This window comes from Winogradskyella sp., assembly GCF_013213835.1.
GTDB lineage: Bacteria > Bacteroidota > Bacteroidia > Flavobacteriales > Flavobacteriaceae > Winogradskyella.
Genome location: NZ_JABSSU010000010.1, coordinates 59,155 through 78,608, shown reverse-complemented (window position 1 = coordinate 78,608; position 19,454 = coordinate 59,155). Strand labels below are relative to the sequence as shown.

Annotated in this window: 19 protein-coding genes; 12 read left to right on the top strand and 7 right to left on the bottom strand. The window is 32.6% G+C overall.

All coding sequences use genetic code 11. The features are described from left to right. Positions 1-5: 5 nt before the first annotated feature. The 9 genes from trpD to HRU50_RS14150 all read left to right on the top strand — a co-directional run bounded on the left by trpD (position 6) and on the right by HRU50_RS14150 (position 8,745). Entirely contained in the window at positions 6-1,001 is a 996-nt protein-coding gene (gene trpD, locus HRU50_RS14190) for an anthranilate phosphoribosyltransferase (RefSeq protein WP_296351765.1), read from the top strand. Next, complete coding sequence (gene trpC, locus HRU50_RS14185; RefSeq protein WP_296351764.1) at positions 998-1,783, top strand: indole-3-glycerol phosphate synthase TrpC; 786 nt, start codon at positions 998-1,000, stop codon at positions 1,781-1,783. The genes trpD and trpC overlap by 4 nt, the downstream gene beginning before the upstream one ends. After that, positions 1,780-2,439, top strand: a complete 660-nt coding sequence (locus HRU50_RS14180; protein WP_296351763.1) for a phosphoribosylanthranilate isomerase — start codon at positions 1,780-1,782, stop codon at positions 2,437-2,439. Before trpC ends, HRU50_RS14180 begins: the two co-directional genes overlap by 4 nt. Beyond that, positions 2,429-3,610, top strand: coding sequence for a tryptophan synthase subunit beta (gene trpB, locus HRU50_RS14175; RefSeq protein ID WP_296351762.1), 1,182 nt, complete (start codon positions 2,429-2,431; stop codon positions 3,608-3,610). The genes HRU50_RS14180 and trpB overlap by 11 nt, the downstream gene beginning before the upstream one ends. Before the next feature lie 83 nt (positions 3,611-3,693). Beyond that, complete coding sequence (gene trpA, locus HRU50_RS14170) at positions 3,694-4,461, top strand: tryptophan synthase subunit alpha (protein WP_296351761.1); 768 nt, start codon at positions 3,694-3,696, stop codon at positions 4,459-4,461. A gap of 321 nt (positions 4,462-4,782) precedes the next feature. Continuing rightward, the gene (locus HRU50_RS14165) at positions 4,783-6,891 is read left to right on the top strand and encodes a tetratricopeptide repeat protein (RefSeq protein ID WP_296351760.1); all 2,109 of its coding nucleotides are present in this window, start codon (positions 4,783-4,785) and stop codon (positions 6,889-6,891) included. 2 nt (positions 6,892-6,893) lie between these two features. Continuing rightward, a complete protein-coding gene (locus tag HRU50_RS14160; RefSeq protein WP_296351759.1) occupies positions 6,894-7,286 on the top strand; it encodes a response regulator in 393 nt (130 codons plus the stop codon). 72 nt (positions 7,287-7,358) lie between these two features. After that, on the top strand, positions 7,359-7,814 hold the full coding sequence (locus HRU50_RS14155; protein WP_296351758.1) for a tRNA (cytidine(34)-2'-O)-methyltransferase: 456 nt from the start codon (positions 7,359-7,361) through the stop codon (positions 7,812-7,814). 58 nt (positions 7,815-7,872) lie between these two features. Then, a complete protein-coding gene (locus HRU50_RS14150; RefSeq protein ID WP_296351757.1) occupies positions 7,873-8,745 on the top strand; it encodes a YitT family protein in 873 nt (290 codons plus the stop codon). Between the two features lie 7 nt (positions 8,746-8,752). Here HRU50_RS14150 and HRU50_RS14145 read toward each other — a convergent pair whose 3' ends face one another. From HRU50_RS14145 to HRU50_RS14130, 4 genes are all read right to left on the bottom strand, one after another. Beyond that, a complete protein-coding gene (locus HRU50_RS14145) occupies positions 8,753-9,394 on the bottom strand; it encodes a hypothetical protein (protein ID WP_296351756.1) in 642 nt (213 codons plus the stop codon). A 110-nt stretch (positions 9,395-9,504) separates the two neighbouring features. Next, positions 9,505-10,263 (bottom strand): peroxide stress protein YaaA, encoded by a 759-nt coding sequence (yaaA, locus tag HRU50_RS14140; protein WP_296351755.1) that lies wholly within the window; start codon positions 10,261-10,263, stop codon positions 9,505-9,507. Positions 10,264-10,396: 133 nt separating this feature from the next. After that, positions 10,397-11,428 carry an RluA family pseudouridine synthase gene (locus HRU50_RS14135; protein ID WP_296351754.1) on the bottom strand — a complete coding sequence of 344 codons (1,032 nt, stop codon included), beginning with the start codon at positions 11,426-11,428 and terminating at the stop codon, positions 10,397-10,399. An 8-nt stretch (positions 11,429-11,436) separates the two neighbouring features. Then, the gene (locus HRU50_RS14130; RefSeq protein WP_296351753.1) at positions 11,437-11,985 is read right to left on the bottom strand and encodes a PASTA domain-containing protein; all 549 of its coding nucleotides are present in this window, start codon (positions 11,983-11,985) and stop codon (positions 11,437-11,439) included. 184 nt (positions 11,986-12,169) lie between these two features. Here HRU50_RS14130 and HRU50_RS14125 point away from each other — a divergent pair, with 184 nt between their 5' ends. Both HRU50_RS14125 and coaD read left to right on the top strand, forming a co-directional pair. Then, positions 12,170-13,147 carry a D-alanine--D-alanine ligase gene (locus tag HRU50_RS14125; protein ID WP_296351752.1) on the top strand — a complete coding sequence of 326 codons (978 nt, stop codon included), beginning with the start codon at positions 12,170-12,172 and terminating at the stop codon, positions 13,145-13,147. A gap of 137 nt (positions 13,148-13,284) precedes the next feature. Next, positions 13,285-13,740 carry a pantetheine-phosphate adenylyltransferase gene (coaD, locus tag HRU50_RS14120; protein WP_296351751.1) on the top strand — a complete coding sequence of 152 codons (456 nt, stop codon included), beginning with the start codon at positions 13,285-13,287 and terminating at the stop codon, positions 13,738-13,740. A 191-nt stretch (positions 13,741-13,931) separates the two neighbouring features. Here coaD and HRU50_RS14115 read toward each other — a convergent pair whose 3' ends face one another. The 3 genes from HRU50_RS14115 to alaS all read right to left on the bottom strand — a co-directional run bounded on the left by HRU50_RS14115 (position 13,932) and on the right by alaS (position 18,361). After that, positions 13,932-14,642, bottom strand: coding sequence for a DUF6498-containing protein (locus tag HRU50_RS14115; RefSeq protein WP_296351750.1), 711 nt, complete (start codon positions 14,640-14,642; stop codon positions 13,932-13,934). Between the two features lie 29 nt (positions 14,643-14,671). Beyond that, a complete protein-coding gene (locus HRU50_RS14110; RefSeq protein ID WP_296351749.1) occupies positions 14,672-15,622 on the bottom strand; it encodes a GSCFA domain-containing protein in 951 nt (316 codons plus the stop codon). A gap of 126 nt (positions 15,623-15,748) precedes the next feature. Next, positions 15,749-18,361: an alanine--tRNA ligase gene (gene alaS, locus HRU50_RS14105; RefSeq protein ID WP_296351748.1), complete on the bottom strand. Its 2,613-nt coding sequence runs from the start codon at positions 18,359-18,361 to the stop codon at positions 15,749-15,751. Between the two features lie 121 nt (positions 18,362-18,482). Between alaS and HRU50_RS14100 the strand changes: the two genes are divergently transcribed. Further along, a complete protein-coding gene (locus tag HRU50_RS14100; RefSeq protein ID WP_296351747.1) occupies positions 18,483-19,454 on the top strand; it encodes a M23 family metallopeptidase in 972 nt (323 codons plus the stop codon).

Here is a 19,454-nt window from a genome sequence, read left to right as displayed (position 1 = left end):
AGAAAATGAAACAACTATTAAATAGACTTATTAATCACGAAAGCATCTCAAGCGAAGAAGCAAAAAAGGTATTGGTAAATATTTCTAAAGGAGAATATAATCAAAGTCAGATAGCATCTTTTCTCACGGTTTTTATGATGCGTAGCATTACCTTAGAAGAACTTCGCGGATTTAGAGATGCTTTATTAGAACTTTGTATCTCAATAGATTTAGAAGAATTTAATACCATTGACTTATGTGGTACAGGTGGTGACGGAAAAGATACTTTCAATATCTCAACACTTTCGTCTTTTGTGACTGCAGGTGCTGGAGTAAATGTAACCAAACATGGTAACTATGGTGTTTCATCCGCTTGTGGTTCTTCAAATGTTATGGAACATCTAGGTATTAAGTTTTCTAACAATCAAGATTTTTTAAAAACCTGTATCGAAAAAGCAGGTATTTGTGTATTACACGCTCCATTATTTCATCCTGCAATGAAAAATGTAGCACCAATTCGCAGAGAACTTGGTGTAAAAACCTTTTTTAATATGCTTGGACCAATGGTAAATCCAGCATTTCCAAAAAATCAAATGGTGGGTGTATTTAATCTTGAGTTACTAAGACTATATGGATATTTATATCAAAATACAGATAAAAACTATGCTATTGTGCATGCGTTAGATGGTTACGATGAAATATCTCTAACAGGAAATACTAAGATTATTTCTAGAGTTTCAGAAACCATGTTATCACCAAAAGACCTTGGATTAGAAACGATTCTACAAAATGAAATATTTGGTGGCAATAATGTAAGTAGTTCAGCAAAAATATTTACTGATGTTATTACCGGTAATGGGACGGATGCTCAAAATAATGTTGTTTGTGCTAATGCAGGCTTGGCAATTGCTACCGTCAAAGGTATTTCACATAAAGAGGGATTTGAATTAGCCAGAGAATCATTAGCAAGTGGAAAAGCAAAAGCAAGTTTAGACAACTTAATTGAATTAAGCAAAAAATGAACATATTAGACAAAATAGTTATAGATAAACGCAAAGAAGTAGATTTAAAAAAATCACTCATTCCTATATCTCAGTTAGAACAATCTGTTTTATTCGGAAAAGAAACAAAATCATTAGCTAATAGACTAAGAACAAGTAAATCTGGTATCATTGCGGAACACAAAAGACGCTCACCATCAAAATCTACAATTAATCATAGTTTAAATGTTCAAGATGTTGCAAGTGGTTATAAAGCCGCTGGTGTTTGTGGAATGTCGGTTCTTACTGATGGAAAATATTTTGGTGGTAGTCTAGACGATTTATTAATTGCTAGGTCTAGTTGCGATATACCATTACTAAGAAAAGAGTTCATTATAGACGAGTACCAATTAATAGAAGCAAAAGCTCATGGAGCAGATGTCATTTTACTTATTGCAGCTATTTTAACAAGAGAAGAAATAAAACAGTTTTCGGAATTCGCTCAAAGCCTTCATCTAAACGTACTTTTAGAAGTTCATAACGAAGAAGAATTACATAAGTCAATAATGCCGAGTTTAGATATGCTAGGTGTTAATAATAGAAATCTTAAAACCTTTGAGGTAAGTACTCAAACAAGTAAAGATCTGACAGAACTAATACCTGACGATTTTGTAAAGGTCTCTGAGAGTGGAATTAGTTCTATTGAGACCATAAAAGATCTAAAAGATTACGGATACCAAGGCTTTTTAATTGGCGAGAATTTTATGCGTACTGATAATCCCGGTGCATATGCCTTAGATTTTGTTAAAAAAATAGAATCATGAAACTAAAGGTCTGTGGAATGAAATATAATATTGACGAAGTTGCTGCATTGCAACCAGACTATCTTGGCTTTATTTTTCACAAACCTTCATCAAGATATTTTGAAGGAACGATTCCTGAGTTGCCAAAATCAATTAAAAAAGTTGGTGTATTTGTCAATCATTCTTTAGAATTTGTTTTAGAAAAAATTAATGAGCATCAACTTTCTTGTGTTCAATTACATGGTGATGAATCACCTGAGTATTGCGACGCTTTGAGCGACGTTTGTGATTTAGAGCTTAGCGATGAATCCTATCAAAATAATCTAAATAAAGTTCAGACCGAAATCATCAAAGTATTTTCTATAAAGGATAAATTCAATTTTGATGCGCTTAAACCATATGAAAATGTGGTAGACTATTTTCTTTTCGACACAAAAGGAAAACTACCTGGTGGAAATGGCTATACCTTTAATTGGGATGTTTTAAAAGATTACCCTTCAACAAAACCTTATTTTTTAAGTGGTGGAATCGGACTTAATGAGTTAAAAAATATTAAAGAATTTAAAAAAACTTCAGCTTCAAAATTCTGCTATGCACTAGATGTAAATAGCAAGTTTGAAACTAAACCAGGACTAAAAAAAATTGATGAACTAGAAAAATTTAAAGATGAGTTATAATATTAATGAAAAAGGATACTATGGCGAGTTTGGTGGAGCGTTTATCCCTGAAATGCTTTATCCAAATGTTGAAGAATTAAGACAAAATTACCTCAAAGTAATGGCTGAACCTTCGTTCAAAGAAGAATTTGATCAATTACTTAAAGATTACGTTGGTCGTCCATCGCCACTTTATTTTGCGAAACGACTTTCAGAAAAATATAACACTAAAGTCTATTTAAAAAGAGAAGATTTAAACCACACTGGCGCACATAAAGTCAATAATACTATTGGTCAAATTTTAATGGCGAAACGTCTTGGAAAATCAAGAATTATAGCCGAAACAGGTGCAGGTCAACATGGTGTTGCTACAGCTACAGTTTGTGCACTAATGGGACTTGAGTGTATCGTCTATATGGGCGAAATTGACATTGCAAGACAAGCACCAAATGTTGCTAGAATGAAAATGCTTGGTGCAGAAGTTAGACCAGCTTTATCTGGTAGTCGCACATTAAAAGATGCCACTAATGAAGCCATTAGAGATTGGATTAACAATCCTGTTGATACCCATTATATTATAGGGTCTGCAATTGGTCCACATCCTTATCCTGATATGGTAACTCGATTTCAATCGGTAATATCTGAAGAAATTAAATGGCAGCTCCAAGAAAAAGAAGGTCGTGAGAACCCTGATTATGTTGTTGCGTGTATTGGTGGTGGTAGTAATGCTGCCGGCACGTATTACCATTTCTTAGATAACGAAGATGTAGGCATTATTGCCGTCGAGGCTGCTGGTAAAGGTGTACATTCTGGTGAAAGTGCTGCAACATCCGCATTAGGAAAAGAAGGTATCATTCATGGTTGTAAAACTTTACTTATGCAAACAGCTGATGGTCAAATAACAGAACCATATTCTATATCAGCAGGACTAGATTATCCTGGGGTTGGACCTATGCATTCGCATTTACACAAATCAGGTAGAGGAGAATTCTATTCTGCAACTGATGATGAAGCCATGCAAGCCGGATTGGAGCTTACAAAATTAGAAGGTATTATTCCTGCTATAGAAACGTCTCATGGACTAGCGATTTTTCAGCATAAAACTTTTAAACCAGATGACATTGTGGTTATTAGTTTATCCGGTCGCGGAGATAAAGACTTACAGAATTACATAAATTATTTTAAACTTTAATACAGAAGTGAGATATGAGCCATTAGAATTGAGGTACTTATCTCATAACTCAATATTCAATGCTAGCATCTAAATATTAAAAGATGAACAGAATTCAAAAAAAATTACAAGAAGATAAAAAACTATTGTCCATCTACTTTACAGCTGGATATCCTGAGATTAACGACACAGTTTCAATAATTGAAGACTTAGAAAAAAATGGTGTTGACATGATTGAAATTGGATTACCCTTTAGCGACCCATTAGCCGATGGACCTACCATCCAAGAGAGTTCTACTCAGGCCTTAAGAAATGGAATGACCACTAACCTACTTTTTGAACAACTTAAAGACATTAGAAAATCTGTTTCCATACCTTTGATAATAATGGGATACTTTAATCCTGTATTGCAATATGGGGTTGAAGCGTTTTGTAAAAAATGCCAAGAAATAGGTATAGATGGCTTAATTCTGCCTGACCTACCTGTTGATGTGTATGCGGAAGAATACAAAGACATCTTTGAAGCTTACGGATTAATCAACGTGTTTTTAATCACACCTCAAACTAGTAATGAGCGTATCCATTATATAGATTCTGTATCTGCTGGATTTATATATATGGTAAGCTCTGCAAGTACTACTGGTGCAAAAAGTGGATTTGGTGATGAGCAAACGGAATACTTTAAACGTATAGCTGATCTAAACCTTAAAAATCCCCAAATTGTGGGATTTGGTATCAGCAACAATGATACATTTACTCAAGCAACAACATACGCCAAAGGTGCAATTATTGGTAGTGCGTTCATAAAACATATTACTAATGATGGGAAACAAGAGATTTCAAAATTCACCAAAACAGTTCTCGGTTTATAGTTAATAGACACAATTAAATTAGATACTGAAATCTATAGTATTTTTCTCAATATTTTTTTTAGTAAACATTTATTCTACTTATATTTAGGGTATTAGGAAACTACCCTGAATTATATTATACCGCAAACTAAATGGGTTTCTAAAGTGAGAAAGATCTATAAAAACTATATTCTATCGTTTTTGATAGTCTTCAGTTTCTTTTATACAATAGAGTTACATAGCCAAACCTCACGTGATTCTCTTTGGAACATATGGTCAAACCCCAGACTCAATGATACAACTAGATTAAATGCATTATGCAGGTATAGTGTAAGCTATAAGATGTTTACAAAGCCTGATAGCATGTACTATTATTCTCAAATAATTCAACAGCTTTCAAAAAAAAATAATTTTCAAAGGTTTATTGCTAAGGGACTTAATATAGAAGGGTTTTCTTACAGTCTTAGATCAAATCATCTTAAAGCTATTGAATGCTTTAAAAAGACTTTAAATATTGCTAATAGATTAGATGATAAAAAGACAATAGCAGTCGCATTCAATAACATTTCTAAATCGCATTACAAACTTGGTAATTACGACCAAGCCATTGAGTTTAGTAATAAAAGTATTGGAATCAAAGAAGAAATTGGAGATCAAATTGGAATTGGAACTGCATACAATGGACTGGGCAATATTTATCTCGACAGAGGTGATTTAGCTAATGCAATTGACTACTTTACTAAAGCGCTTAATATTCATAAAAAAGCCAAAAATAAAATCGGAATTGCTACCAATCTATCTGATATCGGTTTAGTTTATCTATATCAAGAAAAAGACTGGGATAAAGCAATCGAATACTTCTATGAGAGTTTAGAATTAAGTAAGAAATTAAACAATCAGCATAGTCTTGCTAACAATTTAAAAAATTTAGGTATCGCTTTTGAATATCAACATAAAATCCATAGTGCCATTGATTTTCATTTGAAAAGTTTAGCTATAAGAAAAGAGCTTAAAGACCCGGAACAAATAATAGAAAGTTACAATCACTTAGGCAATAATTATATTGCCCTTAAAGATTATAACAAGGCCCTTGAGTATTTTGTACTGAGTGATAGTCTTTATAAACACTCGTACAATTTAAAATATAATATTTACACTTTAATGGGCTTATCGAAAGTCTATTTTCATAAGTCTCAGCCTAAATTTTCGATGACCACTAAGTCAGATTCAATTATTTCTTCAAATATTGCTTTAAATAATGCTCTAAAAGCATTTAATCTATCAAAAAGCAAAAGTCTTGTTAAAGAAATAAAAGACTCTGCTTTCTTACTTTACGAAATTTACCAATCAAAGAAAGATTTTGAAACAGCATTAAAATACTACAAAATTTTTGATGAAATGAAGGATGAACTTCTGAAGGAAGAAAATCGTAATGAAATAATCAAACAAGAATTTAAAAGCGAATACGAAAGATTAGCTATCCTAGATAGGGCAAAAGAAAATGAACGAATGAAGCGCGAAGAATTAAAAAGAATTGTAGCCTACCTTAGCTTATTGCTATGTTTACTTCTTCTAGCGATTCTATGGTCAAGATACTCTAAATCTCAAAAACAAAAATCAGTAATACAGTCTACATTATCTAAATTGAAAGATACTCAAAACAAACTTGTAGAATCAGAAAAAATGGCTGCATTAGGCGTGCTTACAGCTGGTATTGCCCATGAGATAAACAACCCAGTCAATTTTATTTCTAATGGTCTTAACATTCTTAAAAATAGATTCAACCAAATGGCAATTATGGCTGAGGAGTTTATGGATTTATCTGAAGATTCAAATGATTTTAAAGAAAAAATTAAATCTTTAAAAAAGACTATAAGTGAAAGTGAACTTGAAGAAGAAATAAAAGACACTTTGGTTTTTATGGATGTCGGTGTAAAGAGAACCACAGATATAATTCAAGGTCTTTCGCTTTATGCAAGATCTGAAAAATCGGAACTCGAAAAAGCGAATATTCACAAAATAATTGATTCAGCACTTGTAATTTTAAATAATAAATTCAAGGGAAGAATTAAGATTGAAAAGAAATATGACAATAGTATAAAAAAAATTTCCTGTTATCCTTCGCAACTTAACCAAGTATTTATTAATTTGTTGGGCAATTCTATGGATGCCATTCCTAAAAAAGGAACAATTACGATAGATACAGTGTTTGAGGGCGACACAATAGCAATATCTATTAGGGATACAGGTTTAGGCATAAAAGAAGACATAAAAGATAAAATCTATGATCCATTCTTCACCACTAAAGGGATTGGTAAGGGAACTGGACTGGGTTTATCAATATGTCAAGGGATAATTAATAACCATAAAGGAACCATGACCTTTAGTAGCAAACTTAACGAGGGAACCGAGTTTGTTATTAAACTTCCTTTAGAATTAAATAATGACTAAAAATGAAAGTTGACAAAAAAAACGTGCTATTTGTAGACGATGAGCCAATAAATCTGAAGATTTATGAGCTAACATTTAGAGGGGATTTTAATGTTTTTGTTGCTGTTTCTGGTGAAGAAGCCTTAGAGGTTTTAAAGAACAACGAAAACATGGATGTTATTGTAACCGATCAATTAATGCCAGAAATGGATGGTGTGGGTTTGTTGAAAGAGATTGGAGAAAAATATCCACACATTAATTTAGGAAAACTCATTGTTTCCGGTTTTAGTGAAAATGAAGATATCGAGAAAGCATTTGAGAATTATGATTTATCAGAATTTATTTCAAAACCTTGGACAAAGGAAACAATTGTTGAAGCAATTTATGAATCAATTAACAAATTAGAAACTAGATAATACTTATTCCCTAATAACTATATCATTTAATAATTCCATAAGGATGCGATAACCTTATCTTATAAGTACCGCATGTCACTTAACATTGTTCTTGTTGAACCCGAAATACCAAACAATACTGGTAACATCGGCAGACTATCTTTAGCCACTGGTTCTAATCTTCATTTGGTAAAACCTTTTGGTTTTGAAATTGACGATAAACGCCTTAAACGGGCAGGACTAGACTATTGGAAGCACTTAAATGTTAAATACTATGATTCCTTCGATGATTTTTTAATTCAAAATAAAGGTGCTCAAATGGTTTTTCTATCAAGTCATGGCACAAAATCTCATTGGGATATCGACTATACTACTAATATGTTTTTAATATTTGGAAAAGAATCTGTAGGCTTACCAAAAGCTCTTATTGAAAATCAAAAAGACAGGCTTTTTAAGATACCGATGTATAGCGATAAAATTAGAAGCCTAAATCTTGCTAATGCCGTTAGTATCATTGTTTATGAAGGTTTACGTCAGTTAAAAATATAAACTATTTTACTGTTATATCCATTTGATCTTTCGTATCTTATATTCAAAATTTTAAACCTTGAATTATAAACAGTTTATTCGCATATTCTCCGAATATGGTCAAATTGGTATTGGTATTGTTTTGGCTAGTATTGGACTAAAAGCATTTTTATTACCTAACGGATTTTTAGATGGAGGCGTTACAGGTGTTGCACTTTTAGTACGTTCTCAAATAGACATTAGTCTCTCCGTTCTACTTATTCTATTTAGTATTCCGTTTTTAATTCTCGGGTATTTCACAGTTTCAAAACGTATTGTGATCAAATCCATCATTAGTATTATAGGATTAGCTTTATTTATTCATTTTGAAAATTTTGAAACTGTAACAGATGACAAGTTATTAATTTCAATTTTTGGTGGGTTGTTTCTCGGTGCTGGTATTGGTATTTCAATAAGAAATGGATCTGTTTTAGATGGTTCTGAAATTTTAGGTGTTTATCTCAATGATAGATTCGGTATTAGTATTGGACAAATTATTTTAATATTTAATATTATACTATTCGGCATAACTGCCTTGGTACTTTCTGTTGAAGTGGCACTCTACTCTATTCTTGCATACATCGTAACTGCAAAAGTCACTGATTTAATCATTGAAGGCTTTGAAGATTTTATAGGTGTTACCATAGTTTCTAAAAAATTTGAAGCCGTAGAAATCGCCATTAGGGAAGAACTTGGATCCGGTATGACATTATATAAAGGCACAAGAGGTATTGGTAACTCTGGTAAGCACGAAGATTTTGATATTATTCATACAATTATTAACCGTATAGACATCAAAAAAATGTATCGTGTGGTTAATCGTATAGACCCAAAAGCCTTTATTGTTGAGTTTGATGTTAATACAGTAAAAGGTGGAATTCTACGACATTATATTCAAAAGAAAAAACAATAAAATGTTTTTACAAAGACTTCAGTAAACGCTTTACCTCAGCTATCGTATTACTATAAATACGCCTATTAGGTTTTGTCATATGTTGAGATTCTTCCGCAATCTCATTAAGTAATTCTTTTGCTTCTGATAGCCGATCATGCTCTATATAAAATCTGGCTAAATCTAATCTTTCATTATAATTAGAAAAAGGTCTGTCTATTTGCTTCAATTGCATTTCTGCTTCCTCTACTCTTCCTAATTCTTTAAGAGCTAAACCATAACAAAACTGATATTTAGAACCTTTAAAATCAGAATTATCCTTAATAACTTCAGCATGTTGTACAGCATTAGTATAATTTTCAATTTCAAAATAACACAAAACCAATTGCTGCCTAGCAAAGTTATGATTGTGGTCTTTATCCTTTAGAGTATGTTGAAACTGTGAAATAGCATTAGTATAATCCTTAATGTCTATGTAAGCTTCAGCTAGTTCAATTCTATTAGAATACGTGTCTGAAAACTGAATTTGCCTCTCTAAATCCTTAATTTTTTTCGTAGGATTTATTATTGAAGTGATTTCATTCTGAATCTTCTCTGCATCACGTTTATTATAAACCTGAGTAATAAGATAAATTATAGAACCAACAACTGGAATGAAGAAAATAATCATAAACCAATAATAAGGTCTATCGGTCTTATATGCGTGGTAAATACAAAACCCCTGAAGGGCGACAATGAGGTAATAATGCATTGATAAAAGTTAGTTCTTAAATATAGAAACTATCTTGTAAAAAACAACTCATTATTTGAAGACAATTCTTCACTAAAACCATAGTTATCATAGTTAAAACCTTTAACATCTTCTATCGTTTTAGCATCCGTATCTATTATGTAACGCGTCATTAAACCACGAGCCAGTTTAGAAAATATAGCTATGGTTTTATACTGACCGTTTTTAAACTCTTTAAAGTTGATATTAACTACTGGTACTTTTAATACTTTGGTATCAATTGCTTTAAAATACTCGTTACTGGCAAGGTTTAAAAACAACTCATCATCTTCTAACTCATCATTTAAAGCTTGAGTTACTTTCTTTTTCCAGAACTCGTATAAATTTTTATTCTTACCAACAGGCATTTTGGTTCCCATTTCTAATCGGTAAGGCTGAATAAGGTCTAACGGTTTTAAAATGCCATATAATCCCGAAATAATTCGCACAGTATCTTCTACCTTATCTAACTTTTTAACATCAATGGTGTAAGCATCTAATCCTCTATATACATCACCACTAAAGGCATACACTGCTGGTCTAGCATTCTCAGCTGTAAACGGTAATGCCCATTCTTGGTTACGTTCATAATTAAGTTGACCAAGATTATCCGAAATATGCATAAGTTTAGATAAACTTTTAGCAGACTTCTTTTTAAGTAACTTATTTAAGCGTTCAGCTTCCGCCAAAAAACAACCTTCAGTGTTTTTTGCTGTTGGCAAATTACTTTCAAAATCTAAAGACTTCGCTGGTGATAATACAAGTTTCATAATCAACTTTCTGCGTAAACAGTATTCTATTTTAAGGTTAAAAACATTATTCTATGTAAAAATACAACCATTAAAATCGAGTATCAAACATCAACAACAACAAATGTTGATAGTAGTATAATAGATTTCTATCTTAGTTTTGGTGCTTAGCGTAACCACGCCACTTTTCGAGACATAACGTAATATCTTCAGGAACTTCTGATGAAAAACTTAACCATTTACCAGTGGTTGGATGCTCAAAACCTAAAGTCTTGGCGTGAAGTGCTTGCCTTGGTAAAATCTTAAAACAATTCTCTACAAACTGTTTGTATTTTGTAAACGTAGTGCCTTTTAAAATCTTCCCACCACCATATCGCTCATCATTAAATAGTGTATGACCGATATGTTTCATATGTACACGTATTTGATGCGTTCTTCCTGTTTCTAGTTTACAACTTACTAGAGTTACATAACCTAAACGTTCTAAAACTTTATAATGAGTTACAGCAGGTTTTCCTTTATAAGCCTCATCACCTTCGTAAACGGAATTCTGTAGTCTATTTTTTGGATGTCTACCAATATTACCTTCAACAGTACCTTCATCTTCTTTAACATGTCCCCAAACTAATGCAATGTATTCGCGCTCACTAGTTTTTTCTGCAAACTGATTAGATAAATGCGACATTGCATTTTCAGTTTTTGCAACTACCAACAAACCGCTTGTGTCTTTATCTATACGATGCACCAAACCAGGTCTATCACTAGAGTTCTTCGGTAGGTTTTCAAAATGATGAATGAGACCATTAATTAAGGTACCTGAATAGTTACCATGTCCAGGATGCACAACCATACCGGCAGGTTTATTCACTACTAAAAGCTCATCATCCTCGTAAACAATATCAATCGGAATGTCTTCAGCTACCAGAAGATGTTCGTGCGGTGGATGCTCAAATTTAACCGTTATCTGGTCGTTTGGTTTTACTTTATAATTGGACTTTACAGTTTGCCCGTTGACAAAAATACTACCATCTTTTGCTGCTTGCTGAATTTTATTTCGGGTGGCATTTTCAACAAAATTCATCAAATATTTATCAATACGTAATGGTTGTTGACCTTTCTCTACTTTAAAAGCATAATGCTCATAAAGCTCATCTTCATTTTCAGCAACTTCAGAAATATTTGGCATACTAAATCTTATAATTTTCCATTACCCATTACCAAATCTATTTTAGAAGTCAATGGTAAAAGATCGCCTGGTTTAAGGGTTTTTCCTTTATGAGTCATTTCCATCACACCTTCACCAATAGCATCTTTATAAGTAATCTTACCAATTTTAAAACCAATAGCTTCTAATTGTGGTTTTGCCTGTCTAAAAGTACGTTTAAGAATATTTGGTATTTCTATCTTACGATAACCTGAAGGATTCAAGATAAGGTAGATTTTTCTATCTTCTTTTACCTGTGACCCTGCGGCTGGTTTTTGCTCAATAACCGAATATTTTGGATACTTCGGATTATAATTTGCAGAATCCTGGATTTGCATTCTTAAACTATTGTCCTCTAACTCAATTTTTACAGTTTCAAGTGATTTCCCTTTTAAATCTGGTACTACCACAAACTCTCCATGATTAGTACTTATATCTAGCCATTTTAGTATTAGAAAACTTAACACAACCAGAGCCACAACGGCTAATGCTATTTGTTTAAAAAAAGTTTTACTGGTAAGGAATTTAACTAGACTCATAGTTCTTAATGGTTATGGGCAAAACTAATAAATTATATCTTTATTATAACGTTATCTTAAGAATATACGTATGGTATCAATATTTAGTTTATTAAAAACAAAATGATATTTTTACACTAGAGGATTTGATGAATTCAAAACCTATTTTTAGGACAATAGATACTGAAACTGTTTCAGCAAAAAAATGAAAAAAAATATCGCAATTATTATGGGTGGCTACTCTAGTGAATACAAGATTTCACTAAAGAGTGGTAATGTTGTTTACAATAACCTAGATAAAAGTAAATATAACGCATACCGTATCCATATTTTCAAAGACAAATGGGTTTATGTTGATGATACCAACAATGAATATAACATTGATAAAAATGATTTTTCGGTGATGGTTTCTGATTCAAAAATCACTTTTGATTGCGTTTTTAATGCCATACATGGTTCACCAGGTGAAGACGGCTATATGCAAGGTTATTTTGAATTAATCGGCATGCCTCATACTAGTTGTAGCATGTATCAAGCTGCATTAACGTTTAATAAAAGAGATTTATTAGCGACCCTAAAACCATTCAATATTAAAATGGCAGAAAGCTATTATCTCAATTTGGGTGACACTATTAATGAAGATGAGATAGTAGATAAAGTTGGTTTACCATGTTTTGTTAAAGCCAATAAAGCCGGAAGCAGTTTTGGGGTTTCTAAAGTCTATAAGAAAGAAGAATTAAAAGCAGCTATTGACAACTCTTTTAAAGAAGACAATGAGATCATTATAGAAGAGTTTTTAGATGGCACTGAAGTTTCTGTTGGTGTCATTTCTTTTAAAGGTGAAACTATTGTACTACCGATTACTGAAATCGTCTCTGAGAATGACTTCTTTGATTATGCCGCAAAATATGAAGGTAAATCTCAAGAAATTACACCAGCACGTATTTCTGAAGAATACGCAAATAAAGTAAGGCATGAGGCCAAAAAAATCTACACGATTTTGGGTATGACAGGGTTTTCTAGAAGTGAATTCATTTTTAAAAATGATGCACCTTATTTACTAGAAATAAATACAGTACCTGGACTTACTACCGAAAGTATTTTACCTCAACAAGCTGCCGAAGCGGGAATTACAATTTCTGAATTATTTGATAATACGATTGAAGAAGCATTCAAGGATTGACGATTGACGATTGACAATTGACAATTGACAATTGACAAAGATGTGATTTTTTGAAATTATAAGGCATCAAAATAATTAAGCAGTATCTTGCATTTTAATTAATAATCTTTCCCCTTTGGGGAAATTAAATAGGGCTTATGAAACGAGCAATTTTCCCTGGGTCTTTTGACCCTATAACACTAGGACATTACGACATTATAAAACGTGGTGTAAAACTTTTTGACGAAGTTGTAGTTGCTATTGGTATTAATGCTGACAAAAAATATATGTTCTCACTAGATGAACGCAAAACTTTTATTGAAGAGGCATTTGCAGACGAGCCTAAAGTAAAGGTTGTTACCTATGAAGGTTTAACTATAGATTTTTGTAAAGAGATTGATGTACACTTTATCTTAAGAGGTCTTAGAAATCCGGCAGATTTTGAATTTGAAAAGGCCATTGCACATACCAATAGAAAACTATCCAAAATAGAAACTGTTTTTTTACTAACCGCAGCAAAAACTTCTTTTATTTCATCTTCAATTGTAAGAGATGTCATAAGAAATAATGGTGATTATACTGTTTTGGTACCAGAAAGCGTAAAAATCAACTAATTAGAAATGCAAAAAAGCATCAAAACTGCCCTGATAACTCATAAACAAAATTGATGCTTTTTAATAAAATTGATTAATAGCACATTGAATATAGCACATATTGCTGCATATTTCTTTGTTTTGTCGTTAAATCGTTTCGTTTATTTGATGAAGTGTTAATTTTCGATTTAACACCTATGTTGAAGTAGTCCTTATTCTGTCATCAATAATAGTTGTTTGCGCAAATCCTCTTTTGATGTTTTACCATCGTACGACTTCTCTACAATATAATCGAGTAAAATACTATTTTCTCTTATTGCCACCAAGAAAAAGTCAACTAAAGCCCTAATAATGATAAGAAGAATAGCAGCAACAATAGAAGCATTAGAAAAGGCAATAAAAAAGCCTGCTAAAATAACAGTAAACTGCTGTATAAAAATACGTGCATAGGGTTTAAACATCACTTCATTTACCTTATACTCATTGTATTTTTTCATCATACTGAAATCAAATAGATACTTCAAGAACTGTGTAATAGTGAATAATCCTATCACAATTAACATCCCATCTAAGTGAATTACGGTATTGTAATTTTCAATAATTGAAAAGGGTTCTTTTACGAGACTATGCTTTCCAAAAGAAAAAATAGCAAATAGAAAAACAGACTGTACAGCAATAAAAAAACCATAATGGAATATGAAGAATGGGATTAATTGCCAGATCTTAGCGGTTGTATCATTGTGTTTATAAGATGCATACATTTTAAAGCAATTAAAGACTCCTATAATGATAGTCTCTAAAAAATAAGCAAATAAAATAGTACGTGCATCTATTTCGCCAATAACAACTAACAGAACAAGAAATAACACATTTGCCCATGCAAATGCATTATTTTTATTTGGTATAAAAACACTGCGTAACATACTGCAAAATAGGAATTCTGAATCAAACTCTAGAAATCCATAAACGGATATCTTTCTTTCAATGCTTCTATGTCCAGTTTCAGTTGATTTAAAAACTTAATATGTGACTCAGAACTTGGATTAAATGGTTTATGTAATTTTCTGGTTTGGATAGACGTCACTTTTTTTAGTGTATCAAAAGAACGTTCTGATATCCAAACATCTTTAAACTTATTCCAAATGTATTCTACCGCTAAATGATTTGGATGCAACATATCTGCGCTATAAAACCGGTAATCTCTCAACTCATCGAGCATAATTTCATACGATGGAAAATAATACAACTGTTTTCTTGCATCAACTAACTGATGAATTGCAGAAATTAAGTACGATTTACTTCTCGTATTTTCAACAAAACCATCTTTCAAATGCCTTACTGGCGATACAGTAAAAATAAGATTGGCATTAGGATTTACACTTTTCACCAAACTAACAATCGCCTCTAAAGATTCCGTTATTTTTTCAATAGATAACAATTCCTTTAAAAACTGCCTCTGTGGTACTTTATGACAATTTGCTACAATCTTATCTGTTGCAATATGTCTGTAAACCCATGCTGTACCTAAAGTAATTATGACGTGTGAAGCTTCATGAATTTGTTGATACGTATGCTCAATAGATGCATTAAGACCCTTTAGAATGTTTTCTTTTGAAAGACTATTTAATCTTGAATGCGCATCAAAACAACTGTAGATTTCATTATTTAAAATCAATTCATCTTTTAAATAAAAATCTTTATTTATAGACCTTGTTATTAAGGTTTCAATAGCAAGTGGATGAAATAATATCCCAAAAGGATTTATTGATGTTTGAAATTTTAGATAATCGAACTTCTCACCTATATTCTCAGAAAAACAAGAACCTAATAACAGAATTTTAGACTCGTAACCTATTAGATTATGAAGCTGTTTAGATAATGATATTTTGGTTTGAAGATTCATTATTTCAAATTAAGAAAAAAGCACGCTTTGTCATTTCGAGTGCAACGAGAAATCTCTTTATTCAAGTAAAATAGATTCTTCGATTAATTCCGATATTTTATCAGAACCATCTCTGAATGACAATGATTATATAATATAATCCTTAACAGCTTCTATAGCGTTATCAATCCCAGCAGGATTTTTTCCACCAGCGGTTGCAAAGAATGGCTGTCCGCCGCCACCGCCTTGAATATGCTTTCCAAGCTCTCGAACTATTTGACCAGCATTTAATTCTTTTTCTGCTACAACATTCTTAGAAATATAACAAGATAATAAAGCCTTACCATTATTATCAGCACCAAATAAAGCAAAAAGATTGTCTACTTCACCACCTAATTCAAAACATAAATCTTTGATACCAGAAGCATCTAAATCTACCTTTTTAGCAATAAAGTTTACACCATTAACCTGAGTTATTTCATTCTTAAGATCACCCTTAAGGTTCTTAGCTTTATCTTTTAAAAGTGCTTCAATATGCTTTTTTAAGCTAGAATTTTCATCTTGCAAAGCTTTAACTGCTTTTACAGGTTCTTTTGTATTATTGAGTAAATCTTTTATTTCAAAATACGCGCGGTTATTTTCAAAATAAAAATCTTTAACAGCATCATTTGTAATCGCTTCAATACGTCTTATCCCAGCAGCTACAGCACCTTCAGACACAATCTTAAAATGCCATATATCACCTGTATTTTTAACGTGAGTTCCACCACAAAGCTCTATTGATTGTCCAAAACGTATCGTACGAACCGTATCACCATACTTCTCACCAAAAAGCGCCATTGCACCTTCATCAATCGCAGTTTGCATTGGGATATTTCGTTGTTCTTCGAGAGGAAGTTTTCCTTCTATTCTAGAATTTACAAAGTTCTCAACATCTCGTAATTCTTCAACCGTAAGTTTAGAAAAATGAGAAAAATCGAAACGCAAATATTTTGAATGCACAGCAGAACCTTTTTGTTCAACATGAGTTCCTAAAACTTCTCTTAACGCTTGATGCAACAAATGCGTTGCAGTATGATTACATTCTGTTCTATAGCGTTGTTTCTTATCTACAGAAGCTTTAAATGTTGCGTTTATATCTTTTGGTAGACTCTTTGCAAAGTGAATGATGATATTATTTTCCTTCTTAGTATCAACGATATAAACCACATCGCCTGAAGCATCTTGTAAATAACCTTTATCGCCAACTTGTCCTCCACCTTCGGCATAAAATGGTGTCATGTTAAAGACCAACTGATACATTTCACCATCTTTCTTTGAAGTTACTTTTCTATACTTTGCTAGTTTTACATTAGCTTCAGTGGTATCATAACCAATAAATTCTTGCTCATCGTCTTCTGCAATAATGGTCCAATCATCAGACTTTAATTCAGATGCTTGCTTTCCTCTATCCTGCTGCTCTTTAAGTTTTTCTTCGAACTGTTTCGCGTTGTATGTAAAGCCTTTTTCTCTAAGAATTAGATCTGTTAAATCTTCAGGAAAACCATAAGTATCTTTTAATTCAAACACCTTTGCCCCAGAGATTTCCTTATCTGTGGCATTTTCTAGAATTCTATCTAACAATAATAAACCTTGATCTAAGGTTCTTAAAAAAGAAGTTTCCTCCTCTTTTATTACATTTTCAATAAGTTGTTTTTGTTCTTTGATTTCAGGAAAAGCTGGTCCCATTTTCTTAACTAAAATATCCACTAATCTATAGATAAATGGTTCTTTCTTTCCTAAAAACGTAAAACCATAACGTACTGCACGACGTAAAATTCGTCTTATTACATAACCTGCACCGTTGTTGCTCGGTAGCTGACCATCTGCTATTGAAAAAGCCACAGCTCTCACATGATCAGAAATCACACGGATAGCAACATCAATCTTATCGTCTTTACCATAATCTTTGTGAGTGATTGCCTCAATCTCTCTAATTATTGGCATAAACACATCCGTATCATAATTAGACTGTACATCTTGCAATACCATACACAAGCGCTCAAAGCCCATTCCGGTATCGATATGCTTACTCGGTAAAGGTTCTAATGATGTATCTGCTTTACGGTTGTATTGCATAAAAACAAGATTCCAAATTTCTACAACCTGCGGATGATCCATATTTACTAAAGACTTGCCATCAACTTTAGCTTTTTCTTCAGCAGAACGAATATCTACATGTATTTCACTGCATGGTCCACAAGGTCCTTGATCACCCATTTCCCAAAAATTATCCTTTTTGTTACCCATTAAGATTCTGTCTTCAGGAATAATTGCTTTCCAAAGATCATAAGCTTCTTGGTCCATCGGTAAGCTATCTTCATCACTTCCTTCAAAGACAGTTACGTATAAAATATCCCTGTCTATTCCATAAACTTCTGTGAGTAATTCCCAAGCCCAAGTAATAGCTTCCTTTTTAAAGTAATCACCAAAGCTCCAGTTACCTAACATTTCAAATAAAGTATGGTGATAGGTGTCGTAACCTACTTCTTCTAAGTCGTTATGTTTACCGGATACACGTAAGCATTTTTGAGAATCTGCAATCCGGTTATTTTTTGGTGTACCATTTCCTAGAAAATATTCTTTGAATGGCGCCATACCAGAATTAACAAACATTAAAGTTGGATCGTCCTTGGTAACCATAGGTGCTGAAGGCACAATTAGGTGTTGTTTACTTTCAAAAAACTTTAAAAATTTATCGCGAATATCTTGAGATTTCATAGACTGAAATAATAGCTTGTTTCGTTTAATACATCACACTTTGCAAAACAATTTTTATATTTGGATGTTCTGCTAATGACGTAGGTCATTTAATAGCTGCAAAAATAGCATAAAATCAAACATGGCTAAGGTAAAATATTATTATGATGCTGAAACGCTTTCTTATCGGAAAATAAAGCGTAAAAAAGGCTCAACAATAACCTTTGCGGCGCTTTTCTTATTAGCAGCCGCACTATTTGGTTTTCTGTCTTTTGCCATAGTTAGTAATTACATTGAATCACCTAAGGAACGCTTAATGGCTAGAGAACTTCAAAATATGGAGTTGCAATATGAGCTACTGAATCGTCGCATGGATGATGCTATGGCAGCCTTAGAAAATGTTGAAGAACGCGACAATGCCATTTACCGTTTATATTTTGAAGCCAATCCGATCCCTGAAGAACAAAGAAGAGCTGGTTTTGGTGGCGTTAACAGATATAAAAAGTTTGAAGGTTTTGACAATTCTAAACTTATTGCTGAAACTAATAAACGATTAGATGTCATAGAAAAAGCAATTGTAGTACAATCGAAATCTTTAGATGAAATTTCAAAATTAGCTAAAGACAAAGAGATTTTTCTTCAAGCAATACCAGCAATTCAACCTGTAAACAATGAAGATCTAACGAGAATGGCTTCTGGTTTTGGATTTAGAAGAGACCCTTTTACTAAAGCCAGAAAATTTCATTACGGCATGGATTTCACAGCACCTAGAGGTACACCTGTTTATGCCACTGGTGATGGTATTGTAAAACGTGCAGATAACAGCTCTTCAGGTTTTGGAAGACACATAAGAATAGATCATGGTTATGGTTACGTTTCGCTTTATGCACATTTATACAAATACAACGTCAGAGTTAATCAGCGTGTAAAACGAGGCGATGTTATTGGTTTTGTAGGTAGTACAGGCCGTTCTCAGGCACCACATTTACACTATGAGGTTCATAAAGACGGTAAAAAACTGAACCCAATTAATTTCTACTATGGCCATTTATCACCAAAAGAGTTCGAAATCCTTTTAAGAAAGGCATCATTAGAAAATCAATCTCTCGACTAA